Annotated in this window: 20 protein-coding genes; 11 read left to right on the forward strand and 9 right to left on the reverse strand. The window is 72.6% G+C overall.

The window, feature by feature from the left end; all coding sequences use genetic code 11:
- Positions 1–31: 31 nt before the first annotated feature.
- Positions 32–1,309 (reverse strand): ROK family protein, encoded by a 1,278-nt coding sequence (locus tag QFZ64_RS34280; RefSeq protein WP_307071381.1) that lies wholly within the window; start codon positions 1,307–1,309, stop codon positions 32–34.
- Positions 1,310–1,620: 311 nt separating this feature from the next.
- Between QFZ64_RS34280 and QFZ64_RS34285 the strand changes: the two genes are divergently transcribed.
- Genes QFZ64_RS34285 through QFZ64_RS34305 form a run of 5 tightly spaced genes read left to right on the forward strand, consistent with a single transcriptional unit; the run spans position 1,621 to position 8,087 of the window.
- A complete protein-coding gene (locus tag QFZ64_RS34285; protein ID WP_307071382.1) occupies positions 1,621–3,438 on the forward strand; it encodes a peptide ABC transporter substrate-binding protein in 1,818 nt (605 codons plus the stop codon).
- Positions 3,439–3,488: 50 nt separating this feature from the next.
- On the forward strand, positions 3,489–4,448 hold the full coding sequence (locus tag QFZ64_RS34290) for an ABC transporter permease (protein ID WP_307071383.1): 960 nt from the start codon (positions 3,489–3,491) through the stop codon (positions 4,446–4,448).
- A complete protein-coding gene (locus QFZ64_RS34295) occupies positions 4,445–5,347 on the forward strand; it encodes an ABC transporter permease (RefSeq protein ID WP_307071384.1) in 903 nt (300 codons plus the stop codon). The genes QFZ64_RS34290 and QFZ64_RS34295 overlap by 4 nt, the downstream gene beginning before the upstream one ends.
- Positions 5,344–7,137 carry an ABC transporter ATP-binding protein gene (locus tag QFZ64_RS34300; protein ID WP_307071385.1) on the forward strand — a complete coding sequence of 598 codons (1,794 nt, stop codon included), beginning with the start codon at positions 5,344–5,346 and terminating at the stop codon, positions 7,135–7,137. The genes QFZ64_RS34295 and QFZ64_RS34300 overlap by 4 nt, the downstream gene beginning before the upstream one ends.
- Positions 7,134–8,087 carry an ROK family protein gene (locus QFZ64_RS34305; protein WP_307071386.1) on the forward strand — a complete coding sequence of 318 codons (954 nt, stop codon included), beginning with the start codon at positions 7,134–7,136 and terminating at the stop codon, positions 8,085–8,087. Before QFZ64_RS34300 ends, QFZ64_RS34305 begins: the two co-directional genes overlap by 4 nt.
- 150 nt (positions 8,088–8,237) lie before the next feature.
- Here the strand turns inward: QFZ64_RS34305 and QFZ64_RS34310 are convergent, their stop codons facing one another.
- The 5 genes from QFZ64_RS34310 to QFZ64_RS34330 form a co-directional block, all read right to left on the reverse strand.
- A complete protein-coding gene (locus QFZ64_RS34310) occupies positions 8,238–9,662 on the reverse strand; it encodes a cellulose binding domain-containing protein (RefSeq protein WP_307071387.1) in 1,425 nt (474 codons plus the stop codon).
- Positions 9,659–11,224 carry a beta-N-acetylhexosaminidase gene (locus QFZ64_RS34315; protein ID WP_307071388.1) on the reverse strand — a complete coding sequence of 522 codons (1,566 nt, stop codon included), beginning with the start codon at positions 11,222–11,224 and terminating at the stop codon, positions 9,659–9,661. Before QFZ64_RS34315 ends, QFZ64_RS34310 begins: the two co-directional genes overlap by 4 nt.
- 122 nt (positions 11,225–11,346) lie before the next feature.
- A complete protein-coding gene (locus tag QFZ64_RS34320; protein WP_307071389.1) occupies positions 11,347–12,183 on the reverse strand; it encodes a carbohydrate ABC transporter permease in 837 nt (278 codons plus the stop codon).
- On the reverse strand, positions 12,180–13,148 hold the full coding sequence (locus QFZ64_RS34325; protein WP_307071390.1) for a carbohydrate ABC transporter permease: 969 nt from the start codon (positions 13,146–13,148) through the stop codon (positions 12,180–12,182). The genes QFZ64_RS34320 and QFZ64_RS34325 overlap by 4 nt, the downstream gene beginning before the upstream one ends.
- A gap of 37 nt (positions 13,149–13,185) precedes the next feature.
- Entirely contained in the window at positions 13,186–14,451 is a 1,266-nt protein-coding gene (locus QFZ64_RS34330) for an extracellular solute-binding protein (protein WP_307071391.1), read from the reverse strand.
- A gap of 194 nt (positions 14,452–14,645) precedes the next feature.
- Here QFZ64_RS34330 and QFZ64_RS34335 point away from each other — a divergent pair, with 194 nt between their 5' ends.
- Positions 14,646–15,509 carry a GntR family transcriptional regulator gene (locus QFZ64_RS34335; RefSeq protein ID WP_307071392.1) on the forward strand — a complete coding sequence of 288 codons (864 nt, stop codon included), beginning with the start codon at positions 14,646–14,648 and terminating at the stop codon, positions 15,507–15,509.
- Positions 15,510–15,618: 109 nt separating this feature from the next.
- Positions 15,619–16,782: a hypothetical protein gene (locus tag QFZ64_RS34340; protein WP_307071393.1), complete on the forward strand. Its 1,164-nt coding sequence runs from the start codon at positions 15,619–15,621 to the stop codon at positions 16,780–16,782.
- Positions 16,783–16,882: 100 nt separating this feature from the next.
- On the opposite strand, the gene QFZ64_RS34345 is transcribed toward QFZ64_RS34340, so the two are convergent.
- Positions 16,883–17,863, reverse strand: coding sequence for a LysR substrate-binding domain-containing protein (locus QFZ64_RS34345; protein WP_307071394.1), 981 nt, complete (start codon positions 17,861–17,863; stop codon positions 16,883–16,885).
- Between the two features lie 95 nt (positions 17,864–17,958).
- On the opposite strand from QFZ64_RS34345, the gene QFZ64_RS34350 reads away from it, so the two are divergent.
- Positions 17,959–19,143, forward strand: coding sequence for a YeiH family protein (locus QFZ64_RS34350; RefSeq protein WP_307071395.1), 1,185 nt, complete (start codon positions 17,959–17,961; stop codon positions 19,141–19,143).
- Between the two features lie 24 nt (positions 19,144–19,167).
- Here the strand turns inward: QFZ64_RS34350 and QFZ64_RS34355 are convergent, their stop codons facing one another.
- Positions 19,168–20,250 carry a zinc-binding alcohol dehydrogenase family protein gene (locus tag QFZ64_RS34355; protein ID WP_307071396.1) on the reverse strand — a complete coding sequence of 361 codons (1,083 nt, stop codon included), beginning with the start codon at positions 20,248–20,250 and terminating at the stop codon, positions 19,168–19,170.
- A 92-nt stretch (positions 20,251–20,342) separates the two neighbouring features.
- Between QFZ64_RS34355 and QFZ64_RS34360 the strand changes: the two genes are divergently transcribed.
- On the forward strand, positions 20,343–21,233 hold the full coding sequence (locus QFZ64_RS34360; RefSeq protein WP_307071397.1) for a LysR family transcriptional regulator: 891 nt from the start codon (positions 20,343–20,345) through the stop codon (positions 21,231–21,233).
- A gap of 425 nt (positions 21,234–21,658) precedes the next feature.
- Complete coding sequence (locus tag QFZ64_RS34365; protein ID WP_307071398.1) at positions 21,659–23,179, forward strand: SulP family inorganic anion transporter; 1,521 nt, start codon at positions 21,659–21,661, stop codon at positions 23,177–23,179.
- 58 nt (positions 23,180–23,237) lie between these two features.
- Here the strand turns inward: QFZ64_RS34365 and QFZ64_RS34370 are convergent, their stop codons facing one another.
- Complete coding sequence (locus QFZ64_RS34370; protein ID WP_307071969.1) at positions 23,238–23,858, reverse strand: TetR/AcrR family transcriptional regulator; 621 nt, start codon at positions 23,856–23,858, stop codon at positions 23,238–23,240.
- 134 nt (positions 23,859–23,992) lie between these two features.
- Here QFZ64_RS34370 and QFZ64_RS34375 point away from each other — a divergent pair, with 134 nt between their 5' ends.
- Complete coding sequence (locus QFZ64_RS34375) at positions 23,993–24,964, forward strand: DMT family transporter (protein ID WP_307071399.1); 972 nt, start codon at positions 23,993–23,995, stop codon at positions 24,962–24,964.
- Positions 24,965–25,021 lie beyond the last annotated feature (57 nt).

The raw sequence follows: 25,021 nt of genomic DNA on the forward strand, positions 1-25,021 counted from the left end.
GTTCTCCGTACGGGGGTGGGACGCGGGTGAGTCAGGGGGTGCGGGGTGCGAGGCGGTCCGGGCGCCCGGTGCCGGAAGCGCCGGCGCCGAGGCCGCGCAGGGCGTCGGCCATGGCGTGCTGCAGCGCGAACTGTCCGGCGCCCACGACACCGGCGTCGGCGCCGAGGCGGGCGCGTTCGATGGTGAGGTGCTCGGTGACCATCGGATGGCAGCTCTCGTAGAGCCGGCTGCGGACGGCGGCCACGAAGGGTTCCAGGGTGGAGAGGATGCCGCCCAGGTAGACGGCGTCCGGATTGAAGAAGTTGACGTTGGCGGCGAGGACCTGACCGAGGTGCTCCCCGGCCCGGCGCACCGCGCGCGTCGCCTCGGGATCGGCGTCGGCGGCGAGCCGCACCACGTCCTCGGGGCTGTCGACGTCGGCGCCGCGCTCGCGCAGGATGCGCACCAGCGCGGCCCCGGAGGCCACCGTCTCCAGACAGCCGGTCTTGCCGCACGAGCAGGGGATGTCGGCGCCGCCGTCGATACGGATGTGGGTGATGTCGCCGGCGGCACCGGTGGCGCCCCGGTAGAGGTGACCGTCGACGATGACACCGGCGCCGATCGCCGAACCGATCTTCACCATGATCGACTGCCGGTGCTCGGCGGGCCGCACGGTGTGCTCGCCCATCGCCATGCAGTTGGCGTCGTTGTCCACCGCGACCGCGACGCCGAAGCGGTCCCGCAGCCAGTCGGCGACGGGGAAGCGGTTCCAGCCCGGCATCCGGGACGGCAGCATGACGGCCCTGGACTCGACGTCGACCGGACCCGGCAGCGAGAGCCCGACCCCGCACAGCCGGTCGCGGCCCTGCTCCTCCGCCAGTGCCTCCAGTGTGTCCGCGAGCCGGGGCAGTGCCTCCTCGGGACCGTCGGCGATGACGAACGGCACGGTGGTGACCCGGCTCAGCCGGCCGCCGGGCAGTACCGCGCCGATGCGGGCGTGCCGGCCGCCCAGGTCGGCGGCGACCGCGAACTGGTCTGTCCCGCCGAGGCGCAGCACCTTGCGCGGCCGCCCGCCGGTGGACGAGTGGGTGCCCTCCTCAGCGATCAGCCCGCGCTCCACCAACTGCCCCACGGTGAGGGAGATGGTGGAGGGGGCCGCGCCGAGCAGGGCCGCGAGTTCCGCGCGTGAGGAGGCCTGGCCCGAGGCCACGAGCTCCAGGACCCGGGCGGCGAGCGGGGAGTTCCCCTTCACGGACTTCCCCTTCACGGACCGGCCTTCCACGGACTGGTCCTTCGCGGGCCGGCGGTTCCGGGCACTTATTTCAGTCATGTACGAAGTAACTTCCGCAACGGTGGGTGTGGCGAAGACAGTACGCCCGCAGGACGCGGACGGGAACCGTCTTCCGGGTGGCAATACCAAGGGTGAAAGTGGCACCAATAGGGATGAAGGCGGCCATATCCCGGCCTGACGCACACTCATGAAAGCCGCGCCGAGTTCGCGGGCACTTAATTTTTACCGATCCTTGTTTGTTCGGCAGACGTGTGGGACGTTGACTGTCGTGCAGACAGCGCCGGTTCCCGCGGCGCCCACCCCGGCCGTCGCCGGGGCCTCTCACGGGTCCTTCCACTTCGAGGAGAGTCATGTTCCCTGCTCGCACGGCGACCGGCCGCCGCTGGGCCCTGGTCGCGGGTGCCGCCGTCACCTCCGGCGCTCTGCTCACCGGTTGTTCCGGGGGCGGCGACTCGTCGTCCGGCGGACACTCGGCGGACAGCATCAACTACGCGCTCCCGGCCAACTTCACGCCGAACTGGATCCTCCCGATCGGCACCGCCGCGCACCTCAACACCAACAACTCCTCCATATCCCAGGTCCTCTGGGAGCCGCTCATCGCCTACGACGGCTCCACCGGCCAGGTCGGCTGGAACAAGGACAACTCCCTCGCCACGGCCGCGAAGTTCGCCGGCGACAACAAGAGCGTGACCGTCACCCTCGGCAACCGGCACTGGAGCGACGGCAAGCCGGTCACCTCGCGCGACGTGGAGTTCTGGTTCAACCTGGTGAAGGCGGACAAGGCCGACTGGGCGAACTACAGCCCGGGCAAGGCGCCGGACAACTGGACCTCGTTCAAGACCGTCGACGACACGCACTTCACCCTCACCTTCGACAAGGCGTACAACCAACAGTGGATGCTCGCCAACGAGTTGAGCATGATCCGCCCCATGCCGCAGCACGTGTGGGACAAGACCGGTGACTCCGCCGGTGTCTCGGACCAGGACCGCACCGCCGCCGGCGCCAAGAAGGTGTGGGCCTACCTCAACAAGGCCGCCAAGAACATCTCCGGCTACGCGAGCGACCCGCTCTGGAAGACGGTCAGTGGCCCGTACACGCTGAAATCCTTCTCCACCGCCGGCAAGGTCCAGCTCGCCGCCAACGCCAAGTACGACGGCGGCGGCAAGGCCCACATCAAAACCGTCAACCTGCTCCCGTTCACCACGACCGACGCCGAGGCCAACGCACTGCGGGCCGGCTCGGTCGACTACGGCTACATCAACGCCACCGACCTCGGCCAGGAGGCCTCCTTCACGTCGCGGGGCTACAGCGTCAAGCCGTGGGCGGGCTGGGCGATCACCTACATGCCCTACAACTTCAACAACCCGGCCATGGGCGCCGTCTTCAAGCAGCTCTACGCCCGCCAGGCGATCCAGATGTCGGTGGACCAGAAGAGCCTGTCCAAGGTCATCTTCAACGGCACGGCCGTGCCCACCTTCGGCCCGATCCCGCAGGGTCAGAGCTCCGACTTCGTCTCCCCGGTGCAGAAGGACAACCCGTACCCCTTCGACACCGCCAAGGCCAAGCAGCTGCTGACCTCGCACGGCTGGACCGAGCAGGGCGGCACCATGGTGTGCACCGACGCGGGCAGCGGCGACGACCAGTGCGGCAAGGGTGTCGCCAAGGGCACCACGTTCCGCATGCAGGTGCTGTCGCAGTCCGGCTCGGCCGTCACCGACAACATGATGAGCGCGCTGCAGTCCTCCTTCGAGAAGACCGGCATCAAGTTCACCATCAAGACCGCCCCGGTCAACTCCGTGCTCTCGCAGTCCGGTCAGTGCAAGCAGGGGGACGCCGGCTGCAAGTGGCAGCTCTCCTTCTTCGGTACCGCGGGCAGCTGGTACTTCCCGGCGTACCCGAGCGGCGACTCGCTGTTCCAGACCGGCGGCGGCTCCAACTTCGGCAACTACTCCAACCCGTCGGTGGACAAGCTGATCGACCGGACCACCACCTCCGAATCCACCGAGGCGGTCCAGGAGTACAGCGCCGCACTGGCCAAGGACCTGCCCGTGATCTGGCTCCCGGAGCCCGACTACCAGGTCTCCGTCGTCAAGGACGGACTCGGTGGCTTCGCCCAGGACTCCCTCGCCAACTTCCACCCCGCCATGTGGACGTGGACCGGCAAGTGAGCCCGGCCGGTGACCCCGCGCACCCCTGAGCCGAAGCGACCGGAAAACACATGAGCACCTCAACGTTCCTGATTCGACGCGTCCTCCAGGCCCTCGCCGTCGTCGTCATCGTCACGATCGTCGTCTTCGCCCTGCTGCACGCCCTGCCCGGCGGCCCCGCCCGAGGCATCCTCGGCCCCCAGGCCACCGCCCAGCAGATCGCCCGCTTCAACCACGAACAGGGGCTCGACAAGCCCCTGCCCGTGCAGTACTTCTACTACCTCGATCAGCTGCTGCACGGTGACCTCGGCACCTCGTACACCCTCAACGCGCCGGTCTCCCGGCTCATCGGGGAACGGCTGCCGAAGACCCTCGTCCTCACCGTCCTGTCGGCCGTCATCGGGCTGCTCCTGGCGATCCCGCTGGGCATGTGGCAGGCGGTACGGCGCAACCGGCCCGTGGACTACGTCATCACCACACTCAGCTTCATCGCCTATTCCACCCCCGTCTACTTCCTCGGCCTCGTCCTCGTCCTGGTGTTCAGCCAGGTACTGCCCTGGTTCCCCTCCCAGGCACCGCAGGGCGACTCCCTGGCCGACGTGCTCTCCGATCCCAAGGCACTGGTTCTGCCCGTGGTCGCCGGCGCCGCCTCCATGATCGCGGTGTTCAGCCGCTACATGCGCGCCGCCACCCTGGAGAACCTCTCCGAGGACTACGTCAGGACGGCGCGGGCCGGCGGCGCCCGCTCCCGCGCCATCCTGCGGGGGCACGTCTTCCGCAACTCCCTGACCCCGGTGGTCGCCATGCTCGGCTACTACGTGCCCGTCCTCTTCGGTGGCGCGCTCGTGGTGGAGCAGCTCTTCAACTACCCGGGGATGGGGCTGCTGTTCTGGTCCGCCGCGCAGGCGTCCGACTATCCCGTCCTGCTGGGCTGCGTCCTGGTCATCGCCCTCGCCACCGTGGTCGGCACACTCCTCGCCGACATCGTCCAACGCGTCATCGACCCCCGAGTGAAGGCAGGCAGGGCATGAGCGCCATCCTCCAGCCGGCCGAACTGCCCGGCGCGACCGACACCCCGATCGAGGGCGCCTCCGGCCTCCGGCTCGCCGTCCGGCGCTTCCTGCGCAACCGGCTCGCCGTCGCCGGGCTCTGCGTCGTCGCCCTCTTCGTCCTGTTCTGCTTCGTGGGCCCGCTCGTGTACTCCACGGACCAGACCCACACCGCGCTCCAGCAGGTCAACCTCTCCCCGAGCGGGAACCACTGGCTCGGCACCGACGCCGTCGGCCACGACGAACTCGGCCGGCTCATGTACGGCGGCAAGGTGTCCCTCGTCGTCGGCCTCGCCGCGGGCGTCCTGGCCACCGTCATCGGCACCCTGTGGGGCGCCACCGCCGGATACGCGGGCGGGTGGATCGACGCGGCGATGATGCGTGTCGTGGACGCCGGCATCGCCATCCCCGCCCTGTTCATCCTGCTCGTCGTCTCCGCCATCACCACCCCCGGTCTCGCCGGGATGATCCTGATCCTCGGCCTGGTGTCCTGGCTCGTGCCCTCCCGGCTCATCCGGGCCGAGACCCTGAGCCTGAAGAACCGCGACTACGTCCTCACCCTGCGCGCCATCGGCGGCACGCACGCCCGCGCCATCCTGCGGCACATCCTGCCCAACTCCGTGTCCACCATCATCGTGGCCACCACCTTCCAGATCGCCGACGCCATCCTCCTCGTCGCCTACGTCTCCTACCTCGGCCTCGGCGTGCAACCGCCGTCCACCGACTGGGGCGGAATGCTCTCGGCGGGGCTCAACGCCGCCTACTCCGGCTACTGGTGGCTCATCCTGCCGCCGGGCCTGGCCATCATCCTGGTGGTGTGGGCGTTCAACGCGATCGGGGACGGGCTCCGCGACGCATTCGACGTGAGGGGACGAGGATGACCGCCCAGCCCGACGACACCGCGACGGCGGCCGAGCCGATACTCGAACTCGACGACCTCGGCGTCGTCTTCACCACCGAGTCCGCGCGGGTCCCCGCCGTGCGCGGGGTGTCCCTCCAGGTCCGGCCCGGCGAGACCCTCGCCCTGGTCGGCGAGTCGGGTTCGGGCAAGTCCACCGTCGCGCTCGCCGCGATGGGGCTGCTGTCCGGCAACGCCCGCGTCACCGGCCGGGCCGCCGTCGCCGGCACCGACATCGTCGGCGCGGACGAGGCCGGGCTCGCCCGGCTGCGCGGACGGACCGTCTCCATGGTGTTCCAGGAACCGGCCACCGCGCTCGACCCGCTCACCCGCATCGGCGGACAGATCAGCGAGGTGATCCGCAACCACCACGACGTCACCGCCCAGGACGCCGCCGCCCGCGCCGTCGACCTGCTGCGCCGGGTCGGCATCCCCGAACCCGAACGACGCGTCCGCGCCTACCCCTTCCAGCTCTCCGGCGGCCAGCGCCAGCGCGTCGTCATCGCCATGGCCATCGCCAACGACCCCGCCCTGCTGATCGCCGACGAGCCCACCACCGCGCTCGACGTCACCGTGCAGGCGGAGATCCTCGACCTGCTGCGCCGGCTCGCCGCCGAGACCGGCACCGGCGTCCTCCTCGTCACCCACAACATGGGCGTCGTCGCCGACTTCGCCGACCGGGTCGCCGTGATGCACCAGGGCCGCATCGTGGAGAGCGGCACCGTCGAGGACGTGCTGCTCCGCCCCACCCACGACTACACCCGGCGGCTGCTGGCGGCCGTACCGCGACTGACGGTCGCGTCGACGGGAGAACGGCGGCCGGCGGGCGGGGCCCGCAGGGTCACCGAGCGGGCCCCGAAGAACGAGGCCGGATCGACCGGCGCACGTCCCGACGGGGAGTCCGACAGCACGTCCGGCGGTGGTGCCGCGGGCGGGCCCGTCGTCGAGCTGAGGGACGTGTCCGTCGTGTACGGGCGCGGCAAGCGGGCCGTGCGCGCGCTGGACGGGGTGTCGTTCGTCGTGCGGCCCGGCGAAACCCTGGGCCTGGTCGGGGAGTCCGGATCCGGCAAGTCCACCGCGGCGCGGGTCGCCCTCGGGCTGATCGGCCCGGACGCCGGAACCGTCTCCCTCTTCGGCACCGATCTCGCGCGCACCCGGGGCCGCGCCCGGCGGGCGCTGCGGGCCGGTATCGGGGTGGTGCTGCAGGACCCGGTCGCCTCGCTCGACGCGCGGATGACCGTCGGCAGCTGCGTCGCCGAGCCCCTGCTCGTCCACCGCCGCGAGATGTCCGCGCGGGACCGGCGCAGCCGGGTCGAGGACGTACTCGAACAGGTACGGCTGCCGCGCGCACTCGCCCGCCGCGCCCCCGGCGAACTGTCCGGCGGACAGCGCCAGCGGGTCAGCCTGGCCCGCGCCCTGGTGCTCGAACCCCGGCTGCTCGTCGCCGACGAACCCACCAGCGCGCTCGACGTCAGCGTGCAGGAATCCGTCCTCGAGGTCATCACCGAACTCCAGGACGACCTCGGTTTCGCCTGCCTGTTCGTCTCCCACGACCTCGCCGTCGTCCAGCACTTCGCCCGCCGGGTCGCCGTCATGCGGGCCGGGCGGATCGAGGAGCAGGGCCCCACCGGCGAGACGCTGCTCCACCCGGAGACCGACTACACCCGGCGGCTGCTGGCCGCCGCCCCGGTCCCCGATCCGGTGGTCCAGCGCGCACGCAGAACCGAACGCCTGGCCGCCCTCGCGGCCGGACGTACGGAGGGCGGGGCGTGAGCGACCGCACCCTGTACGCCGGTGTGGACATCGGCGGTACCACGACCCAGGTCGTCCTCTGCGACGACGCCCTCACGGTCCTCGACCGCGCCGAGACCACCACGCCGGCCGCCCACGGCGGACAGGCGATGATCGACGCCGCGCTCGGGGCGCTGACCCCGCTGCTGCGCGGTACACCCGGCCGGCTGACCGGCGTCGGCGTCGGCGCGGCAGGGGTCGTGGACTCCGCCGAGGGCCGCGTCCTGGTGGCCAGTGACTCCTTCCGCGGCTGGGCCGGTTTCCCGGTCACCACCGCGGTGGCGGACGCGCTCGGCGTGCCGGCCTTCCTCGACAACGACGTCAACGCGTTCCTGCGCGGCGAGGCGTCCTCGGGTGCGGTCCGGGGCGAACCGGACGTCCTCGGCATCACCCTCGGCACGGGAGTCGGCGGCGCCCTGTGGACGGACGGCCGCCTCTTCCCCGGGCCGCACGGCGCGGCCGGTGAGATCGGGCACATCCCCGGCTTCGGCGACCTGCCCTGCACCTGCGGCGGCCGCGGCCACCTGGAGACCCTCGCCTCCGGCCGCTCGCTCGCCGCCCGGTACGCCGAGCGCACGGGCCGCACGCTCACCGCCCCCGACCTCGCGGACGCGGCGGGAAGCGGCGACGAGGACGCGCGGGCGGTGTTCCACGACGCCGCTGCCGGGCTCGCCCGGGCGGTCGTCATGACCGCCGGGCTCGTGGACATCACCACGGTGGTGATCGGCGGCGGCGTCAGCCGGGCGTGGCACCTGCTGGAGCCGGTGATACGGCAGCGGCTCGTCGAGGAGCCGCCGGTCAGCGGGCATCCGGTCCGCCTGGTCCGGGCCGGGCTCGGCCCCGACGCGGTGCCGGTGGGGGCGGCGTCCCGGGCTCGCCTGGAGACGGGCCGGGGACGCCGCGTCGAGCCGGCGTCGACGCCGGCGCCGTAGGGCCCCCTTTTCAGGGGCGCAGGGCGGTTGTGCGCGGCTGCGTGGTGGCTGGTCGCGCAGTTCCCCGCGCCCCTACAGGGCCGCGCCCCTACAGGGCCGCGCCCCTACAGGGCCGCGGCCCTGTAGGGGCGCGGCCCTGCGGGGTTCGGGTCACGTTCCCGGGACCGTGTCCTCGAACGTCGTGCCCGCCGAGCGGTAGGCCGCGACCTTCGCGGCGACCTGGGCCGGTGTCAGGGCCTGGTCCTTCACGTGCAGGACGTAGTCGATCTTCTCGTCGTACGCCCGCGGGCTGGTGCTCGACTGTCCGCCGAAGTCGATCAGCCACTGGTTGAAGTTGATCGACATCGGCCGCTCCGGCAGGTACTGCGCGTCGTGCGTGCCGAACAGCTGCCCGTCGATGTAGTACCGGATGACGCTGTTGTCGATGGTGAGCACCAGGTCGTGCCAGCCGTCGTAGCTCTGCCGGCCCTCCGTGTGCTGGTTCACCGCCTGCCACGGGTCCGGGTTGTAGGTCTCCCAGGACGTCGTGTACAGGATGTTCGACGACTCGCCCCAGCCTCCGTTGGGCAGGTACTCGAAGTCGTACTCCGAGTAGTCGTCGGCCATGGGCGCCTTGAGGTCGTTGATGGTGAAGAACGTCTGGACGAGGTGGTCCCCGTCCGGCCCGCTCTTCGGGGCGTCGCTGAACCGGACCCGCGCCGCGTACGTGCCGTTCTTGAACTTCAGCGCCTTGGTGAGGACTTCGGCCTGCTTGGTGTTCTCGCCGGAGCCCGCCGTGGACGTCTCCAGGTTCATCACGGAGTTGCCGCCCGAGGAGGAGAACGTGACGTTCCCCGGGGCCCAGGTCGCGCCGGGGATGCCCGGGCCACCGGAGTTGGAGCGCACGCTCCAGCCGTTGGCCGAGATCCTCGGGTCGTTGTACGACGAGTAGTTGAAGTCGTCGAACAGCGCCGTCCCGGCGTTCGGGCCCCCGGGGTCTCCGGGATCGCCCGGGTCTCCGGGGTCCCCCGGGTCGTTGCCCTCGGGCGCCGTACCCCACACGGTCGCGCCGCCGACCTGGGCGGTCACCTTGGACCAGTTCGCGTACGACGTCTGTCCCGCGCCGAAGGAGTAGTCGTCGCCCTGGTTGAGCGGTTGCCAGTCGGAACGGTAGAACCGGAGCTGCAGGTCGCCCGAGTCGGCGCCCGCGGTGAGCGTGCCCGCGCCGGAGGTGAAGCCGATCTCCAGATAGCGGTCGGCGGTCGCGGTGGGATGCGCGAGCGTGCCGAAGGTGCCGGTGACGTTGGCACACCCCTTGACCGCCCACGAGCAGGCGAAGCGGTAACCCGCGCCCGCCGAGTCGGCCTTGAAGTAGTACCGCACCTTGACCGAGCTCAGGGACACCGCGGTGTCCCCGGTGTTGCGCACCTTCAGCCACGGCTCCGCCTGGTCGGAACCCGTGGAGCCGGTGTGGTACTGCACGCTCACCGCGCTCGTGGCCGCGCCGGCGCTCGGGGGGAACGCGACGAGGCCCACCGCGCCGAGCACGGCGGCGACGGCACAGGTGACCGATCGTCCGAGGGTCGTCCTTCTCATGACTGTTCCTTTCCGGAACTGTGGGGGGCGGGGAGGTGGGGGTGCAGAGGCCCGTGCCGCACGCCGAGGGCGGTGAGCCGCGGGGCGTGCGCCGTGAGTCGGTCGTGGAAGTGCGGCCAGGACGCGGCGCCGGACCAGGCCCGGTCGGCGAACGCGCACAGGCGGGGGAAGGCGAGATGGTCGAGGTGTTCCGGCGCGGACACGAACTCGGTCCACAACGCGGCATGCAGGCCGACGAGTTCACCGGCCGTGTCGTCGCTCTCCGGCACGGTGTGCTCGTGGACGGCGCGCAGGTCGACCACGCCCCCGGGCTGCGCCGGCGGTTCGGTGGGGGAGTCGGTCTGGGCGTAGTCGAGGTAGGCGGCCCGGTGGTGGGCACTGATCACCGCGTGGCCGCGCTTGAGGGCGATCCGCGTGTGCTCGGGTTCGCGCCAGGTCATCACCGTGAACTCCGGCGGCAGCCCCTCGCCCGTTTCCGCCCAGGCGACCGGGGTGCGGCCCCGCTCCAGGACATGCGCGCCGACACGGCGCAGGAACCAGCCGTGCAGCGCCTCCGGGCCCGCGAGCCCCTCGGCCGCGGCCCGCGCCCTGGCCACGGGGCTCGCCGCCCACTGCTTCGTCGGGCACTCGTCGCCCCCGAGGTGGATGTGCGGGGAGGGGAAGACGTCGATGACCTCGTCGAGGACGGTGCGGCAGAAGTCGAACACCGGCTCGTGGACGCCGAGCACGGTGTCGCACACCCCCCACTCGGTCCACACGCCGACCCGCCGCCCCGGCACCGCGCCCAGCTCCGGATGGGCGGCGACGGCGGCCCGCGCGTGCCCCGGCATCTCGATTCCCGGCACCATGGTGACCCCGCGCGCGGCGGCGTAGGCGACGAGGCCGGTCAACTCCTCGCGGGTGTACGCCCCTTCGTGCGGTGCCCCGTCGAAGACGGTGGACCCGGCGGGACCCACCATCGACTCGGCGCGCCGCCCGCCCACCTCCGTGAGCCGTGGGTAGGCCGCGATCGGCATGCGCCAGCCCTGGTCGTCGGTGAGGTGCAGCTGGAACACGTTCAGTTTGTGCAGGGCGAGCAGGTCCACGTACCGGCGCAGCAGTGACACGGGCTGGAAGTGCCGGGCCACGTCGAGCATGAAGCCCCGCCAGGGGTGCCGGGGCACGTCGGTGATCTCCACGCAGGGCAGTTGCCAGGCGGCGCCGGGCGAGGGACGTCCGGACAGGGCCCGCGCCGGCAGCAGTTGACGCAGGGTCTGGATGCCGCGCAGCAGGCCGGTGACTCCGCCCGCCCGCAGCAGTACGGCGTCCGGGGCGACGGTCAGGCCGTACCCCTCCGCGCCCAGCCCCGTCAGCCTCGGGTCGAGCGCCAGGACGAAAGGCCCGTCGGGGGAGGCGGGGAAGGCCGGCCCGGAGGACGGACCGGCGAGTGTCCGCAGCAGCGCGGCCGCGGGTTCCGCGCCGGGCGAAATCCGCAGTGACGTGCTCGCGCGCAGGGTGAAGGCACCGGGCCGGTGGGCGATTTGAGTGGGCTGGGGGATCACTACGGGCGGGTGAGCGGACACTGCTGTCCTCCGGGGGACGAAGGGGCGGCGAGGGCGGCGGGGGCGGCACAGGCGGCGGGGGTGCCCAGACGGTGGGGGCGGCGGGTGTCGCGGGGGCGCCGGAACGGCGGAGGCGCGACGGATCAGCCCTTGACCGCGCCGGCCGCGAAGCCGGACGTGACGTGCCGTTGCAGCAGCAGGAACACCACCAGGGCGGGAAGCGAGAACAGGGTGGAGGCGGCCATGGTGGCGCCCCAGTCGGTGCCGAACACGTTGTGGAACGAGGACAGCCACACCGGGAGCGTGCGGTGGTCCTGCTGCTTGATGATCAGGAAGTTGGCGTAGGCGAACTCGTTCCACGCCGTGATGTAGCCGAACAGGGATGTCGCCATCAGCCCGGGTGCCAGCAGCGGCAGGGCCACGTGCCGGAACGCCGACAGCCGCGTGCAGCCGTCCAGTTGGGCGCACTCCTCCAGCTCCGGCGGGATCGTCGAGAGGAAGCCGCGCAGGACGACGATGGTGAACGGCAGGGTCATCATGAAGTACACGAGCGTCAGCGTGGGCAGCCGGTCGAGCATGTCGGTGTCCCGTGCGATGATGTACACGGGGATGATGAGCGACTCCCAGGGCGCCATCTGGGCGACGAACACCGCCAGCATGAACTGCCGCCGGCCCCGCCAGCGCATCCGTGCCACGGCGAACGAGGCGCCGAGCGCGACCAGCAGCGCGAGCAGAACGGTGCCGAGCGTCACCAGCAGACTGTTGCGCCAGAACAGCCCGAACCCGTCCGCGTCCACCGCCCGCCGGAAGTGCTCCAGCGTCCAGGTGCGCGGGACCAGCCGGGGGTGGGCGGACTGGATGTCGCGGTTGGGGGTGAACGCGGTGGTGATCATCCAGTAGACGGGGAAGAGGCAGACCACCACCGTCGCACTCGCGGCCAGGTGCAGGGGAAGACGGCGAAGTGCCCTCTGCGTACTCACAGTTCGGCCTCCTGACGGAACATCTGCCGGAAGTAGAGGACCAGCACGCCCGACATCAGGAGCACCGTGAGCATGGACGCCGTCGAGCCGAGGTCGTAGCGCTGCTGGGCGAGCGCCGTCTGCACGGCGTACACCGGCAGGATCGTGGTGGCGTCGCCGGGACCGCCGCGTGTCATCACCCAGATCTGCACGAACGCCCGGAACGTCCAGATGACCTCGAGCGAGAGCACCAGCATGAACAGGGGCCGCAGGATCGGCAGGGTCACCGACCGGAAGACGCGGACCGCGGAGGCGCCGTCCAGCCGCGCGGCCTCGTACAGTTCGCAGGGCACGGTGGTGAGCGCCGAGTACAGGGTGATCGCCGCGAACGGCACCGACTGCCACACCACGAGCGCCACCAGGATGGCGAAGGCCGCGGACCCGTGCGCCAGCCACGGGTAGTCCTCGAACGAGTCGAATCCGAGGCCGGTGAGGATGTGGTTGACGATCCCGAACCGTGAGTGGAACAGCCACTGGAAGACCGTCGTCGCCGAGACCACGGGCATCGCCCAGGCCATCACCAGCGCGCTGAGCACCGCGGTGCGCCAGCGGCGGCCCAGACGCTCGATCATCAGCGCCACCAGCGTCGACAGCGTCATGATCAGGGCCACATTGACCGCCATGAACAGGAAGGTGCGGCGCACGACCGTCCAGAACCGCGGATCGGTCAGCAGGGCGCGGTAGTTGGCGAAGCCGACGAAGTGCGCGTCGCCGAGGACGAGCTGGCGCAGGCCGAAGTCCTGGAAGGAGATCAGCACCGCCCGGGCCAGCGGGTAGACGAGCAGGTACAGCATGCCGAGGACGGCGGGCGCGATCAGCAGAAAGGGCCAGACACCGGCCATGGTGGGGCGGCGGGCCGGACCCGGCGGGCGGCGGGGCGGCGGTACGAGGGGGCGGTGCGCGGCCCGCTCACGGACGACCGACATGGACGCACTCCTTTCGCCGGCGGTCGCGGTGGGTGGGTCAGGTGCCGGACTTCATGGCCCGGGTGATCGCGTCGGACGCCTTCTTCGCCTCGCGGGCGGGGTCCCCGCCGGTGAGGACCGCCGTCATGTAGTCCTTGACCGGGTTCTTGGCCTCGACGGCGGCCCAGCCCGGCGTGTTCGGCGTCGCGTGCCCCCGGGCCGCGCCGACCGCCATGGCCGAGGCGCCCGGGTCGCCGGCGACCGCCGACGCCAGCGTCGTGCGGTTCGGCACATAGCTCATCGCGACCGCGAGCTTCTTCTGCCAGGCGTCGCCGGTGATCTCCTTGACGAACGTGTACGCCGCGTCGTGATGTCGCGACACCACCGGGATCACCAGGTCCGAACCGCCGGTGAACACCGAGCCGGGACGGTCCGCCGTCTTCCCGGGGATCGGGAAGAAGCCCAGCTTGCCCTTGAGCCCGGGGTTGTTCTGGGTGACGACGTTGGCGCCGCCCGGCGTGCTGACGATCTGGGCCACCTGCTCCTTGGCCATCACCTCGGCCTGCGGCGGGTTCGCCTCGTCGGAGTCCTTGGGCCCCTTGCCGAGCGCCTGGAGCTTCTTGTAGAAGGCCATCGCGCGCAGCGCCCCGGGCGTGTCCAGGGTGCCGTGCCAGGAGCCGCCGGACTCGGTGGCGAGATCGCCGCCCTCGTCCCAGACGAAGCCCGCCAGGGTGTACCAGTTCTGTCCGGGCAGGTAGACGCCCTGCCGGCCGCTCTTGTCGAGCTTCCTCGTCGCGTCGATCCACCGCTCCCGCGTGGTGATCTTCGAGGCGTCGATCCCGGCCTTCTCGAACAGGTCCTTGCGGTAGACGACGACGCGGTTCGCCGCGTAGTACGGGATGCCGTACTGCTTGCCCTGATAGGCACCGGGCTCCGCGAGGCCCCCCAGCCAGGAGGCGCCTCCGAGGTCGGAGACCTTGTCGCTGAGGTCCAGCAGACCGCCGCTCTGCGCGAACTGGGCCACCTGGGTGTTGCCGGTCTCGATGACATCGGGGGCGTCGTTGCCGGCCAGCGCGGCGGTGACCTTCTCCCCGATGCCGTCCCACTCCTGTATCTGCACCCGGACGTCGATGTCGGGATGGGCCTTCTCGAAGCCCTTCTCGAACTCCTTCTGGAACGCGGCCGACACGCTGTCGCGCATCAGCCACACGTCGATGGCGGTCCGCCCGCCGTCACCGGACGCCCCGTCGGAGCCGGACGAACTGCAGGCACTGATTCCTACGGCCGCGACGAGCGACAGGCCGACGAGCAAGCGGTGCTTCACGGGTCACCTCGGAGAGTCGCGCCTGGGGTCGCATCTGACCAGTTGGTCAACTGGTCAGGTGACCTCTGTTGGTGGAGAAAGGTGGCATAGACCAATGCGGCCGTCAACCCTCGATGAACTGCGAATAGTTGTCGATCTCGGGCGGCACGTGGTCAACTGGTCAGGCAACTGGTCGTACGAAAACGGGGAGTGACGTGAACGCCGACGCCGACGGCGGTGCGCCGGGACCGGTGCTCAAACGCGAGCTGGTGCGCGACCACATCCTCCAGCTGATCGAGTCCCAGCACCCCGGCGACCCGATCCCCTCCGAACGCGCCCTGTGCGCCCGCCTCGGGGTGTCCCGGCCTACCCTCCGCGCCGCCGTCGATGAACTCGTCGCCGCCGGGCTTCTCGTCCGCGAACACGGCCGCGGCATGTTCGTCGCACCCGGGAAGATCACCCAGGAGCTGGTCTCCGGGGAACAGACGATGACGGTGCCCCAGGCCGACGGCGTCTGGTCCAGCCGGCTGCTGGAGTTCACCACCCTGCAGGCGGGCGCCCGCATCGGCCACCGGCTGCGGCTCTCACCCGCGGCGAAGATCGTCTACGTGGCCCGGCTGCGCCTCGTCGACGGAACGCCCATGGCGATCGAGCACCTGCACATCCGCGCCGACCTCGTGCCCGGCCTCACCCCGCAGGAACTGGAGAACGGCGACCTCTACGAGCATCTGCGCCGCCACCACGACGTTCACGTCCGCGAAGCCGTACAGGGCATCGAGCCGACCGTCGTCACCCGCGCCGAGGCGGAACTGCTCGACGTGCCCGAACTCTCGCCCGCGCTGCTCTTCGAACGGCTCACCTCGGACGTGCGCGGGCGGCCCGTGGAGTACGTGCACTCGCTCTACCGCGGAGACCGCTACCGCATCGTCTCCCGCCTCACCCTCGGCCCCACCACCGCCACGACCGCGGCCCCGGCCGAACCGGCGCCCGGCCACCACCCGGGCATCCCGCCCGGCGACTTCGCCCACGGCGACCCCGTCGCCTCCTCCACCCGGGGCGACGTCCAGCAGGCCCCCTGAGTGCGCGCACGCGCGCACCGGTGGTGTCGCGCGGGTCACGCGTGGGCATCCGTCCGGCTGGGACCATACTGGTCGGGTCCCCCCGGGTCCCCTCCCACAGAACGGTTCCATGGCCAAGAACAGCAGCTCCGAGAAGCTCGTCCCCGCCACCGTGTGGCTGGCGCGGGGCCGCCACCCCGGGCACGAGCCCGAGCAGGACGCCCGCCGCAACCTGATCGCCCTCAAGGCGGCCGGGGTGCTCGACGACTTCCTGGACCTCGACCCCGTCGAGGCGGCCCGCTCCACCGTCCTGCACCCGAGGGAGGCGGCCGCCGACCCCGGCCCGTCGGCCCGGCGCCTCTTCGAGGCCCGCTGGCGCGTCGCCGACGACGTCACCGTCCGCGCGCAGCTCACCACGTACGACCCCGAGAACCGCCGCAAGGACGGGGAGGGCGTCACCTGGGTCCTCGCCGCCGAGGCCGAGCGCCCCTGGGACGCGCGCTGGCCCTCGCCCGCCACCATGTTCTGGCCCGACAGCGAACAGGTCCCCTGGGACCACGACACCGTGCCGGACGTACGCCTGCGCGAGGTCAACCACCTGCCCAAGGACGGCGACGCGCTGCGCCACCGGCTGCGGGACTGCGTCCGCGGCAGCTGGTACATCCACCTGGTGGTGCACGAGGCGATGACGCCCGACGCGCGGGGGCAGCGGCCGCTCTCCGCGTTCCTGCCGCCCAGCCTGCGGCACCGCGTCGTCGAGCACCGGGCCACACCGGAACAGGCGCAGATCGCCGACTTCGAGATGAAACGGGAGCTGAACGTCCGCATGCCGCGCGGCGGCGCCGTTGTCCTGCCCGCAGCGCCGCGCGGCACAGACCGCTCGGCGGAACGGGACGCGGAGCGGTTCACCGTGCGCAGCGTCTTCCTCGACGGCTCCGAGCCCACCGAAGTGCTGCGTACCCTCACGGAGTTCGCCGCGCTGCCCCGGCCGCTGCCCGAGGACGCCGAGCGGGCCCTGGACCGGCTGCGCCTGGGCTGGCACCTGCTGACGCCGGACGAGGAACTGGTCCACGCCCAGGCCATGGTGCACAGGTACGCCGAGGCGCTCGACGCCATGACGAAGTCCTGCGACCTCTACAAGGAGGCCGCCGAGGCGGCGCAGGCGGCTCTCGCCGACTTCACCGGTGGCGACGGCGCGTCCCGCCCGCCCGCGACCGGGACGACCGGGGCCGACCGTTCACCGCTGGACACCCTCGCGAAGACGTTCGGCCGCTTCCGGCTCCCGAAGAAGTAGCGCCGGGACCCGGGCTTCCGGGCCCCGGCCGACGCGGACCTCTTCCGTGTCCGCCTCGGGAGCGCCACCGGTCGCCGTTCTGACGCGACCGGCCACGCGGTCACCGAGCCGACGGGCCGGCCGGACGCCGGGCGGCGCGCGTGCCGCGGGCCACCGTGACCAGTTCCGCCGCCGGGCCCACCAGGCGACGCCCGGTGGGCCAGACCGCGCGCAGCTCGCGGGTGAGGTCGACGCCCGTGACCTCGACCCCGATCAGCAGACCGTCGTCGAGGTCCCTGCGGACGGCCAGCTCACTGAGGACGGCCGGGCCCGTGCCGGCCACCACCGTGCCGCGCACCGCCGTCGTCGACCCGAGCTCCACCAGCGCCCGGGCGCGTTCGCAGCCGGCCAGGTGCAGGGCGCGGTCGAGTGTCTGCCGGGTGCCCGACCCGCTCTCCCGCAGCACCAGCGGCGTGCGGGACAGCTCGCGCGCCGTCAGCGGTTCCCGACGGCGCGCCCACGGGTGCCCGGGGTCCACCACGACGACGAGCCGGTCCTCGGCCACCTGCCGGGTCGACATCACCCGGGACAGCCGCGGCCCCTCGATGAACCCGATGTCGGCCTCGCCCGACTCCACCAGCTCGGGCACGTGCGCGCTGTTGGTCACCCTCAGGCCGATGTACAGCTCCGGCCGGCGGGCGCGCAGCTCGCCGATCCAGGCGGGCAGCAGGTACTCGGCGATCGTCAGGCTCGCCGCCACCCGCAGCTCGGCCTCCCGCCGGTCCCGCAGCCGGCCGGCGCCGGCGAGGAGGTCGTCCAGCTCGCCCAGCACCCGCCGGGCGTGCCCGGCGACCACCTGCCCGGCCAGCGTCAGCCGGGAGCCGCGCCGGGTCCGGTCCACCAGCACCAGACCGAGCCCGCGCTCCAGCGTGGACAGCCGACGGCTGGCGGACGGCTGGGAGATCCGCAGCCGCTCGGCGGCCCGGCCCAGACTCTCCAGTTCGGCGACCAGGACGAGGAGCCGCAGCGACTCCAGATCGGGGGTGCGCAGCGGGAGGGGGAGCGGGAGCGGTGCGGCACGGGGGGCGGGGGTGTCAGTCACAGCGCCAGCGTATGAGTTGGTCATACGTCGACGCTATGAGCTCCTCGTCGACAGGGGGCTACAGGACGGGCCGGGGCCCGCGCACAGTGGTGATCATGAAGGACACCGACTCCTGCCGTCCGGCGACGGCGCCCGCGTCAGCGACGGCGCCCGTGCCCGTGCCCGTGCCCGTGCCCGTGCCCGTGCCCGTGCCCGGGAACGCCGCGGGTTCCGCCCCGCGCGGCATCGCCGCCCGGCTGCCCGGGCTCGCGCTCGCCGTCGTGGTCGCCGCCGTCGCGACCGCGGTGGGGCGGCTCGTCCCCGTCGTCGGCGGGCCGGTGAGCGGGATCGCGCTCGGGGCACTGGTGGCGGTCGCGGTGCGCCCCGGGGAGCGGACACGTCCGGGCGTCGACTTCGCCGGGCGCCGGGTGCTCCAGGCGGCGGTGGTGCTCCTGGGCGCGCGGCTCTCCCTCGGCCAGGTGCTGCGAGCCGGGGCCGGCTCGCTGCCGGTCATGCTCGTGACCCTCGCGGTCTGTCTGGCGGCGGCCTACGGCATCGGACGCCGCCTCGGTGTCGTCGGCGACCTGCGCACCCTGATCGGCGTGGGCACCGGGGTGTGCGGTGCCTCGGCGATCGCGGCGGTGACGCCGGTCGTGGGCGCGGCGGGGGCGGACGTGGCCTACGCCGTCTCCACGATCTTCGTGTTCAACGTCGCCGCGGTGCCGGCCTTCCCCGCCCTCGGGCATCTGCTGGGGATGGACCAGCACGCCTTCGGCCTCTTCGCGGGCACCGCCGTCAACGACATGTCGTCGGTGGTGGCCGTCGCTTCGGCGTACGGCGGCGACGCGGCCGACCAGGCCGTGGTGGTCAAACTGGCGCGCACGCTCATGATCATCCCGATCTGCCTCGGCCTCGCCGCCCTGGCCCGCCGCCGCGCTGAAGCGGCGGATGCCCGCGCGAACGCGGGGGCGCGCACCGGCACGCGCGGTGACGTGGACGCGGGCCGGAGCGGGAACCGGCTCGCCCCCGTGCGGGTCGGGCGGCTGGTGCCGTGGTTCCTCGTCGGCTTCCTCGCCCTGGCGGCGGTCAACACCGCCGGTCTCCTTCCCGCGGCCGCCCACGGCCCGCTCGGCGCCGCCGCCGGCTTTCTGATCACGCTCGCCCTCTCCGCGATCGGCCTGTCCACCGACCTCGCCCGGCTGCGCCGGACCGGGCCCGCGCCCCTGCTGCTCGGCGGCTGCCTGTGGCTGGTGGTCACCGCCACCAGCCTGGCCGTCCAGTTCCTGACCGGGCATCTGTGAGCGGGACGCGGCCCGGCCGGGCGATCAGCGCGGGACCAGGACCGTGCGGTCGAAGGGGCCCGGGTGCGCGGCGGCGTACGCGACGGCCTCGTTGACCTCGTCCAGGCCGAACGTCCGCACCCGGTCGCCGGCGAGGTCCAGCACCCCGGACGCGGCGAGCCGCACGATGCCGACGTCGGCGGAGCGCGGATACATCCACTGCCCGCGCACCGTCACCGAGTTGCGCATGAGCCACGGATAGGGGAGGGCGAGCTCCGGCCCGCCGAGCATGCCGACGCCGCCCATGAGGACGACGCGCCCGTACTCGCGGACGGTCATGGCCGCCGTCCGGGCCACGGTGCTGGGCGCGGACGGCGGAAGCAGGTCGAGCACCATGTCGACCGGGCCCCCGGCGGCCGCGGACATCGCCGCGCGGTCGGCCGCCTCGTCGCCGGTCAGCTCCACCGGGCGGACACGCGGGCCGAACCGGTCGGCGAGCAGGTCGAGCACGGCGCGGTTGCGGCCCGGCGCGACCACGCGACCCGCCCCCATCGCCAGCGCCAGGGCGACCGCGGCGCTGCCCAGGTTGCCGGTGGCCCCGCTCACCAGGAGCGTCTCGCCGGGCTCGAGGCCGCCCGCCAGCAGCCCCCCGTAGGGAATCACGTACACGCCCAGCGTCGACCAGCGCGCCGGGTCGTCCCCGGCCGCGGCGGGCAGCGGATACACGTTCTCCGTCGGCAGCCGCATCAGCTCCGCGTACGCCCCGTCGTGCATGTACTCGGCCAGCAGGGCGCCGCCCTCGCCGCGCGCGCTCCACCCCTGCAACGTGATGTCGGGGGTCAGCGCGTCGTCCCGGGCGCGCACCGTGCAGTCGCACCACACCAGGTCGCCCACGCGCAGCCGGGTGGCGTCCGGTCCGACGTGGACGACGCGGCCCACCCCGCCGATGCCCGGCACCACCGGGGGCACCAGTGGGTAGTTGCGCCGGCCGCCGAACACCTCCTCGGCGTACGGGGCGACACCGGCCGCGAGGACCTCTACCACCACCTCGCCACCGCCCGCCACCGGATCGGGCATCTCCCGCACCGCCAGGGGCGCGCCGAACTCCGTCAGAACCGCTGCTCGCATCGTATTTCTCCTTGATCGCTCCCTGCCGAGGCTAGGAGCGCGGAGGGCATGCGTGAAGCGACAGTCCCGCATATCTGGTATGCCTGGGACGCATGGACTTCTCCAGTACGGCGCTGCGGGTGCTGCGCCAGGTCGCCGAGTCGGGCAGCTTCACCGCGGCCGCCGCACGGCTCGGCTACACGCAGTCGGCGATCTCCCGGCAGGCCGCCGCCCTCGAACGCGGCGCGGGCGCGGTGTTGTTCGAGCGGCACTTCGACGGAGTGCGGCTCACCCCCGCCGGCCTGACCCTGCTGCGGCACGCCCGCACGATCCTGGCCTGCCTCGACGAGGCCGCACAGGACCTGTCGGGGTCCGCACCCCGGTCGGAACCGGTACGGCTGGGGATCTTCCCCAGCGGGGGAGCGACACTGCTGCCCCCGGCGCTGACCCTGCTCGCCGCGACCGATCCGCAGGTCGCCGTGACGACCCGGGAGGGCACCACGCCGAGCCTGATCCGGTCCCTGCGGGCCGGCTCGCTCGACCTGGCCGTGCTGACCTCCCGCCCGCCGCACCGGCCCTCGGACGGTGAGAGCCCTCCGCTGCATGTCGAACGTATCGAGGACACCGAACTGTGCGTGGCGGCACCCACCACCGGCGTCTTCGCCGGCCGCACGGCGGTGCACGCCGGGGAACTCGTCGACGTCCCCTGGATCGCCGCCCCCTCCTCCGGCGCCGAACCCTCGCTCGGGGTCTGGCCCGGTCTGCCGGGCCGCCCGCGTGTCGTCCACACCGCCCGCGACTGGCTGACGAAGCTCCGGCTGGTCGCCGCGGGTTTCGGCGTCACGACCGTCCCCCGCGGCATGGGGCCCGCGCTGCCGCCCGGCGTGAGCCTGCTGCGCGTCGACGGAGCACCACCCGAGATCCGCCGCGTCCTCGCGGCCCGCCTCCCGGGCCCGCCGTCCCCGGCCGTCGTCGCCGTCCTCCGCGCCCTCGCCGCGGCCTGAGGTCCGGCCCACCCGCCCCGGCACACTCCCACGTCGGTGTAGTCTCGGCCGCCGGTGAGGATCGGCACACCCGTGCCGTGCGCGGCACGGGTGCCGCGGCCCCACCGCTGTCGAGGCCGGGGCCGATGCCGCCCCCGGCGAACGAGACCCGAGGCCGAGGTCCGAGGCCGAGGTCCGATCACCGAGTTCCGGGGGAGATGCGCGTGTGTGAGCCGATGACGCCCGGCGCCGTCGGCTGTCCACCGTGACGCACCGGTCCTGAACACCGGCCGAGCCGCGGGCAGTCGTCCGCCGCCGGCCTCCCACCCCGCTTCCGGCCCGCACCCGGCGGGCCGACCGCGGCCGTCCGCCCGGCCCGCCCTCTCCGTCCCCGCCGCCCCCGGCTCCCCGCCGGGCGTGCCCGAGCACGACAGGTACCGCCTTCCTTGCCCACTCCCGCTCCCGCGCCCTCTCCCCGGCCCGCCTCCGCACGGCTGCCGCGCCGCCCCAGCCGTCCCGTGTGGCTGTCGCCGACCGTGTTCCGCACCGAGGCCCTGGCCGGCCTGGTGGTCGGGCTGGCCCTGATCCCGGAGGCGATCTCCTTCTCCGTGATCGCCGGCGTCGACCCCGAGGTCGGTCTGTTCGCCGCCTGCACCATGGCCATGGTGATCGCCTTCGTCGGCGGCCGGCCCGCGATGATCTCCGCCGCCACCGGCGCCGTCGCCCTGGTCGTGGCCCCCGTCGCCCGCCAGTACGGCCTCGGTCACCTGGTCGCCACCGTCATTCTCGCCGGCGTCTTCCAGATCGCGCTCGGCGCGCTGGGAGTGGCCAAGCTGATGCGGTTCGTTCCCCGCAGCGTGATGGTCGGCTTCGTCAACGCCCTGGGCATCCTGTTGTTCACCGCTCAGATCCCCAACCTGCGCGACGTCCCGTGGCCGGTCTACCCGCTCGTCGCCGGCGGACTGGCGCTGATGCTGCTCTTCCCCAGGGTGACCAGGGCGGTGCCCGCGCCGCTGGTGTCGATCGTCGCCCTGACCGTCCTCACCGTCGCCGCCGGGATCGCCGTGCCGACCGTGGGCGACAAGGGCACACTGCCGTCCTCGCTGCCGGTGCCCGGCCTCCCCGACGTGCCGTTCACCACGCACACCCTCACCGTCATCGCCCCCTACGCCTTCGCGATGGCGCTCGTGGGGATCATGGAGTCGATGATGACCGCCAAGCTGGTGGACGACCTCACGGACACCCCCTCCGACAAGACGCGCGAGGCGGTCGGCCAGGGCATCGCCAACATCGTCACCGGCGTCTCCGGCGGAATGGGCGGCTGCGGCATGATCGGCCAGACCATGATCAACGTGAAGAACGGGGCGCGCACCCGGCTGTCGACCTTCCTGGCCGGGTTCTTCCTGCTGATCCTGTGCCTCGCGCTCGGCCCCGTGGTCTCCCGGATCCCCATGGCCGCCCTGGTCGCCGTCATGGTGCTGGTCTCCGTCGGCACCTTCGACTGGCACTCGATCAAACCCGCCACGCTTCGGCGCATGCCGGTCGGCGAGACCGCCGTCATGGTGGTGACCGTCATCGTCGTCGTGTCGACCGGCAACCTGTCCATCGGCGTGGTCGTCGGCTCGCTGACCGCCATGGTGGTCTTCGCCCGTCGCGTCGCCCACCTCACCGAGGTCACCTCCGTCACCGACCCGGACGGCACCCAGGTCGTCCACACCGTCACCGGGCAGCTGTTCTTCGCCTCCTCCAACGACCTCGTCACCCGGTTCGACTACGCCGGAGATCCGGACAAGGTCGTCATCGACCTCACCGGCACCCATGTGTGGGACGCCTCCTCCGTCGCCGCCCTGGACGCCATCGAGACCAAATACGCCCAGCGCGGCAAGACTGTGGAGATCATCGGACTGAACGGCCCCAGTGCCCGCCTGCACGGCAGGCTCAGCGGCGAACTCACCGCGAGCCACTGAACCCGGCGCCGGGCCCCGGAGCGCGGGGTGCGGCCGATCCGCACGCCTGCCGGGCCCCTCATGCGTGCGGGGTGCCGACCCCGTGCGGCGCCGCGGGCTCCCCGGCGCCGGCCAGGAGGGTCTCGGCCTGTGCGCGGGCCCGGCCGAACGGGTCCGGGAAGATGCGCAGCCCGTGGGCGACGAACGCCCCCTCGTGCAGCAGCATGAGACTTTGGCCCAGTGACTCGGCCCGCTCCCAGGACCCCGCCCCGTCCTGGACGACGTCCCGCGCGAGGCGGGTGAACAGCGCGAGCATCCACTGCTTCTGCCCGGTGATGACCGGATAGGCCGGATGGGACGCGTCGCTGATCTCGGCGTGCGCGTTGACCATGCCGCACCCCTTGGCATGGGACTCCTGCGACCGCGTCCAGGCGAGCGAGGCGTCGAAGACGGCCAGCACCCGCGCCCGGGGCTCCGGCGGCGCGGCGTCGAGCAGCCCGTCGAGAAAGACCCGCCAGCGCTCGTCACGGGCGGCGAGGTACTCCACGACGAGCTGCTCCTTGGAGCCGAACCGGTCGTACAGCGTCTTCTTCGTCACCCCGGCCTCGGCGGCGATCAGGTCCACACCGACGGCATGGATGCCGCGCGCGTAGAACAGCCTCTCGGCGGCCGCCAGGGCGCGCCGGGCGGCGGGCGTCATCGTGATCCGTCGCGGTTCGCTCACAGTGCTCACATCCCGGAAGTATACCGACCTGTATAGTGTGGGGGAGCGTGACTATACCGATCTGTATAGTGCCTGGCCCGCGTGGTCCGGCCCGTCGAGAGGAGGCCGGCGTGAACGTCCTGCTCCGGACCGCCTTCGTGCTCTGCTGGAGTTCGGGGTTCATCGGCGCCAAGCTCGGCGCGGGCAGCGCCGCCGCGGTCACGATCCTGATGTGGCGGTTCCTGCCCCTCGCCCTCGTCCTCGGCGCCGTCTCCCTCGCCCGCGGGGCGTGGCGGGGGCTCACCGCGAGGGACGTGGCCCGGCAGTCCGTGATCGGGCTCCTCTCGCAGAGCGGCTACCTGCTCACCGTCTACCACGCGATCCAGCTCGGGGTCTCCAGCGGCACCACCGCGCTGATCGACGGTGTCCAGCCCCTGGTCGCCGGGGCGCTCGCGGGACCCGTCCTGCGCCAGTACGTCTCGCGCCGGCAGTGGCTCGGTCTGTGCCTGGGGCTCGGCGGCGTCGTCCTCGTCACCACGGCCGACGCCGCGGCCCGCACCGGCGTCCCCCGCTGGGCCTACCTCGTACCGTTCCTCGGGATGCTGTCCCTGGTGGCCGCCACGTTCCTCGAAGGCCGCACCCGCACACCGGTCGCGCCCGATGCGGCGATGACCACGCACTGCCTCACCAGCGCCGTCGTCTTCACCGCGCTCGCCGCCGGCACCGGGGCCGCACGGCCACCGGCCGAGCCGTCGTTCTGGGCCGCGATCGCATGGCTGGTGGTGCTGTCCACCTTCGGCGGGTACGGGCTCTACTGGGTCCTGCTGCGGCGCACGGGAGTGACCGGGGTGAACACCCTCATGTTCCTGATGGCCCCCGTCACGGCCGTGTGGGGCGCCCTGATGTTCGCCGAACCGTTCGGCGTCCGCACGGCCGTCGGCCTCTGCGTCGCCCTCGCGGCGGTCGGCCTCGTCCACCGCGCGGACGGCGGCACGGGCGGAGGGAGGGACAGGGGTACGGACGGGAACCGGGACGGGAGGCGGAACGAGAACCGGGACGGGAGACGGGACGGGAGGCGGACACGGACGACGGCGCGGGCGTGAGCCGCGTCACCGTGCGGGAGCGCCGGGCCGCCCGAGGGGTCCGGGCCCGGCGGCGTC

It is taken from the genome of Streptomyces sp. B3I8, from assembly GCF_030816915.1.
GTDB lineage: Bacteria > Actinomycetota > Actinomycetes > Streptomycetales > Streptomycetaceae > Streptomyces.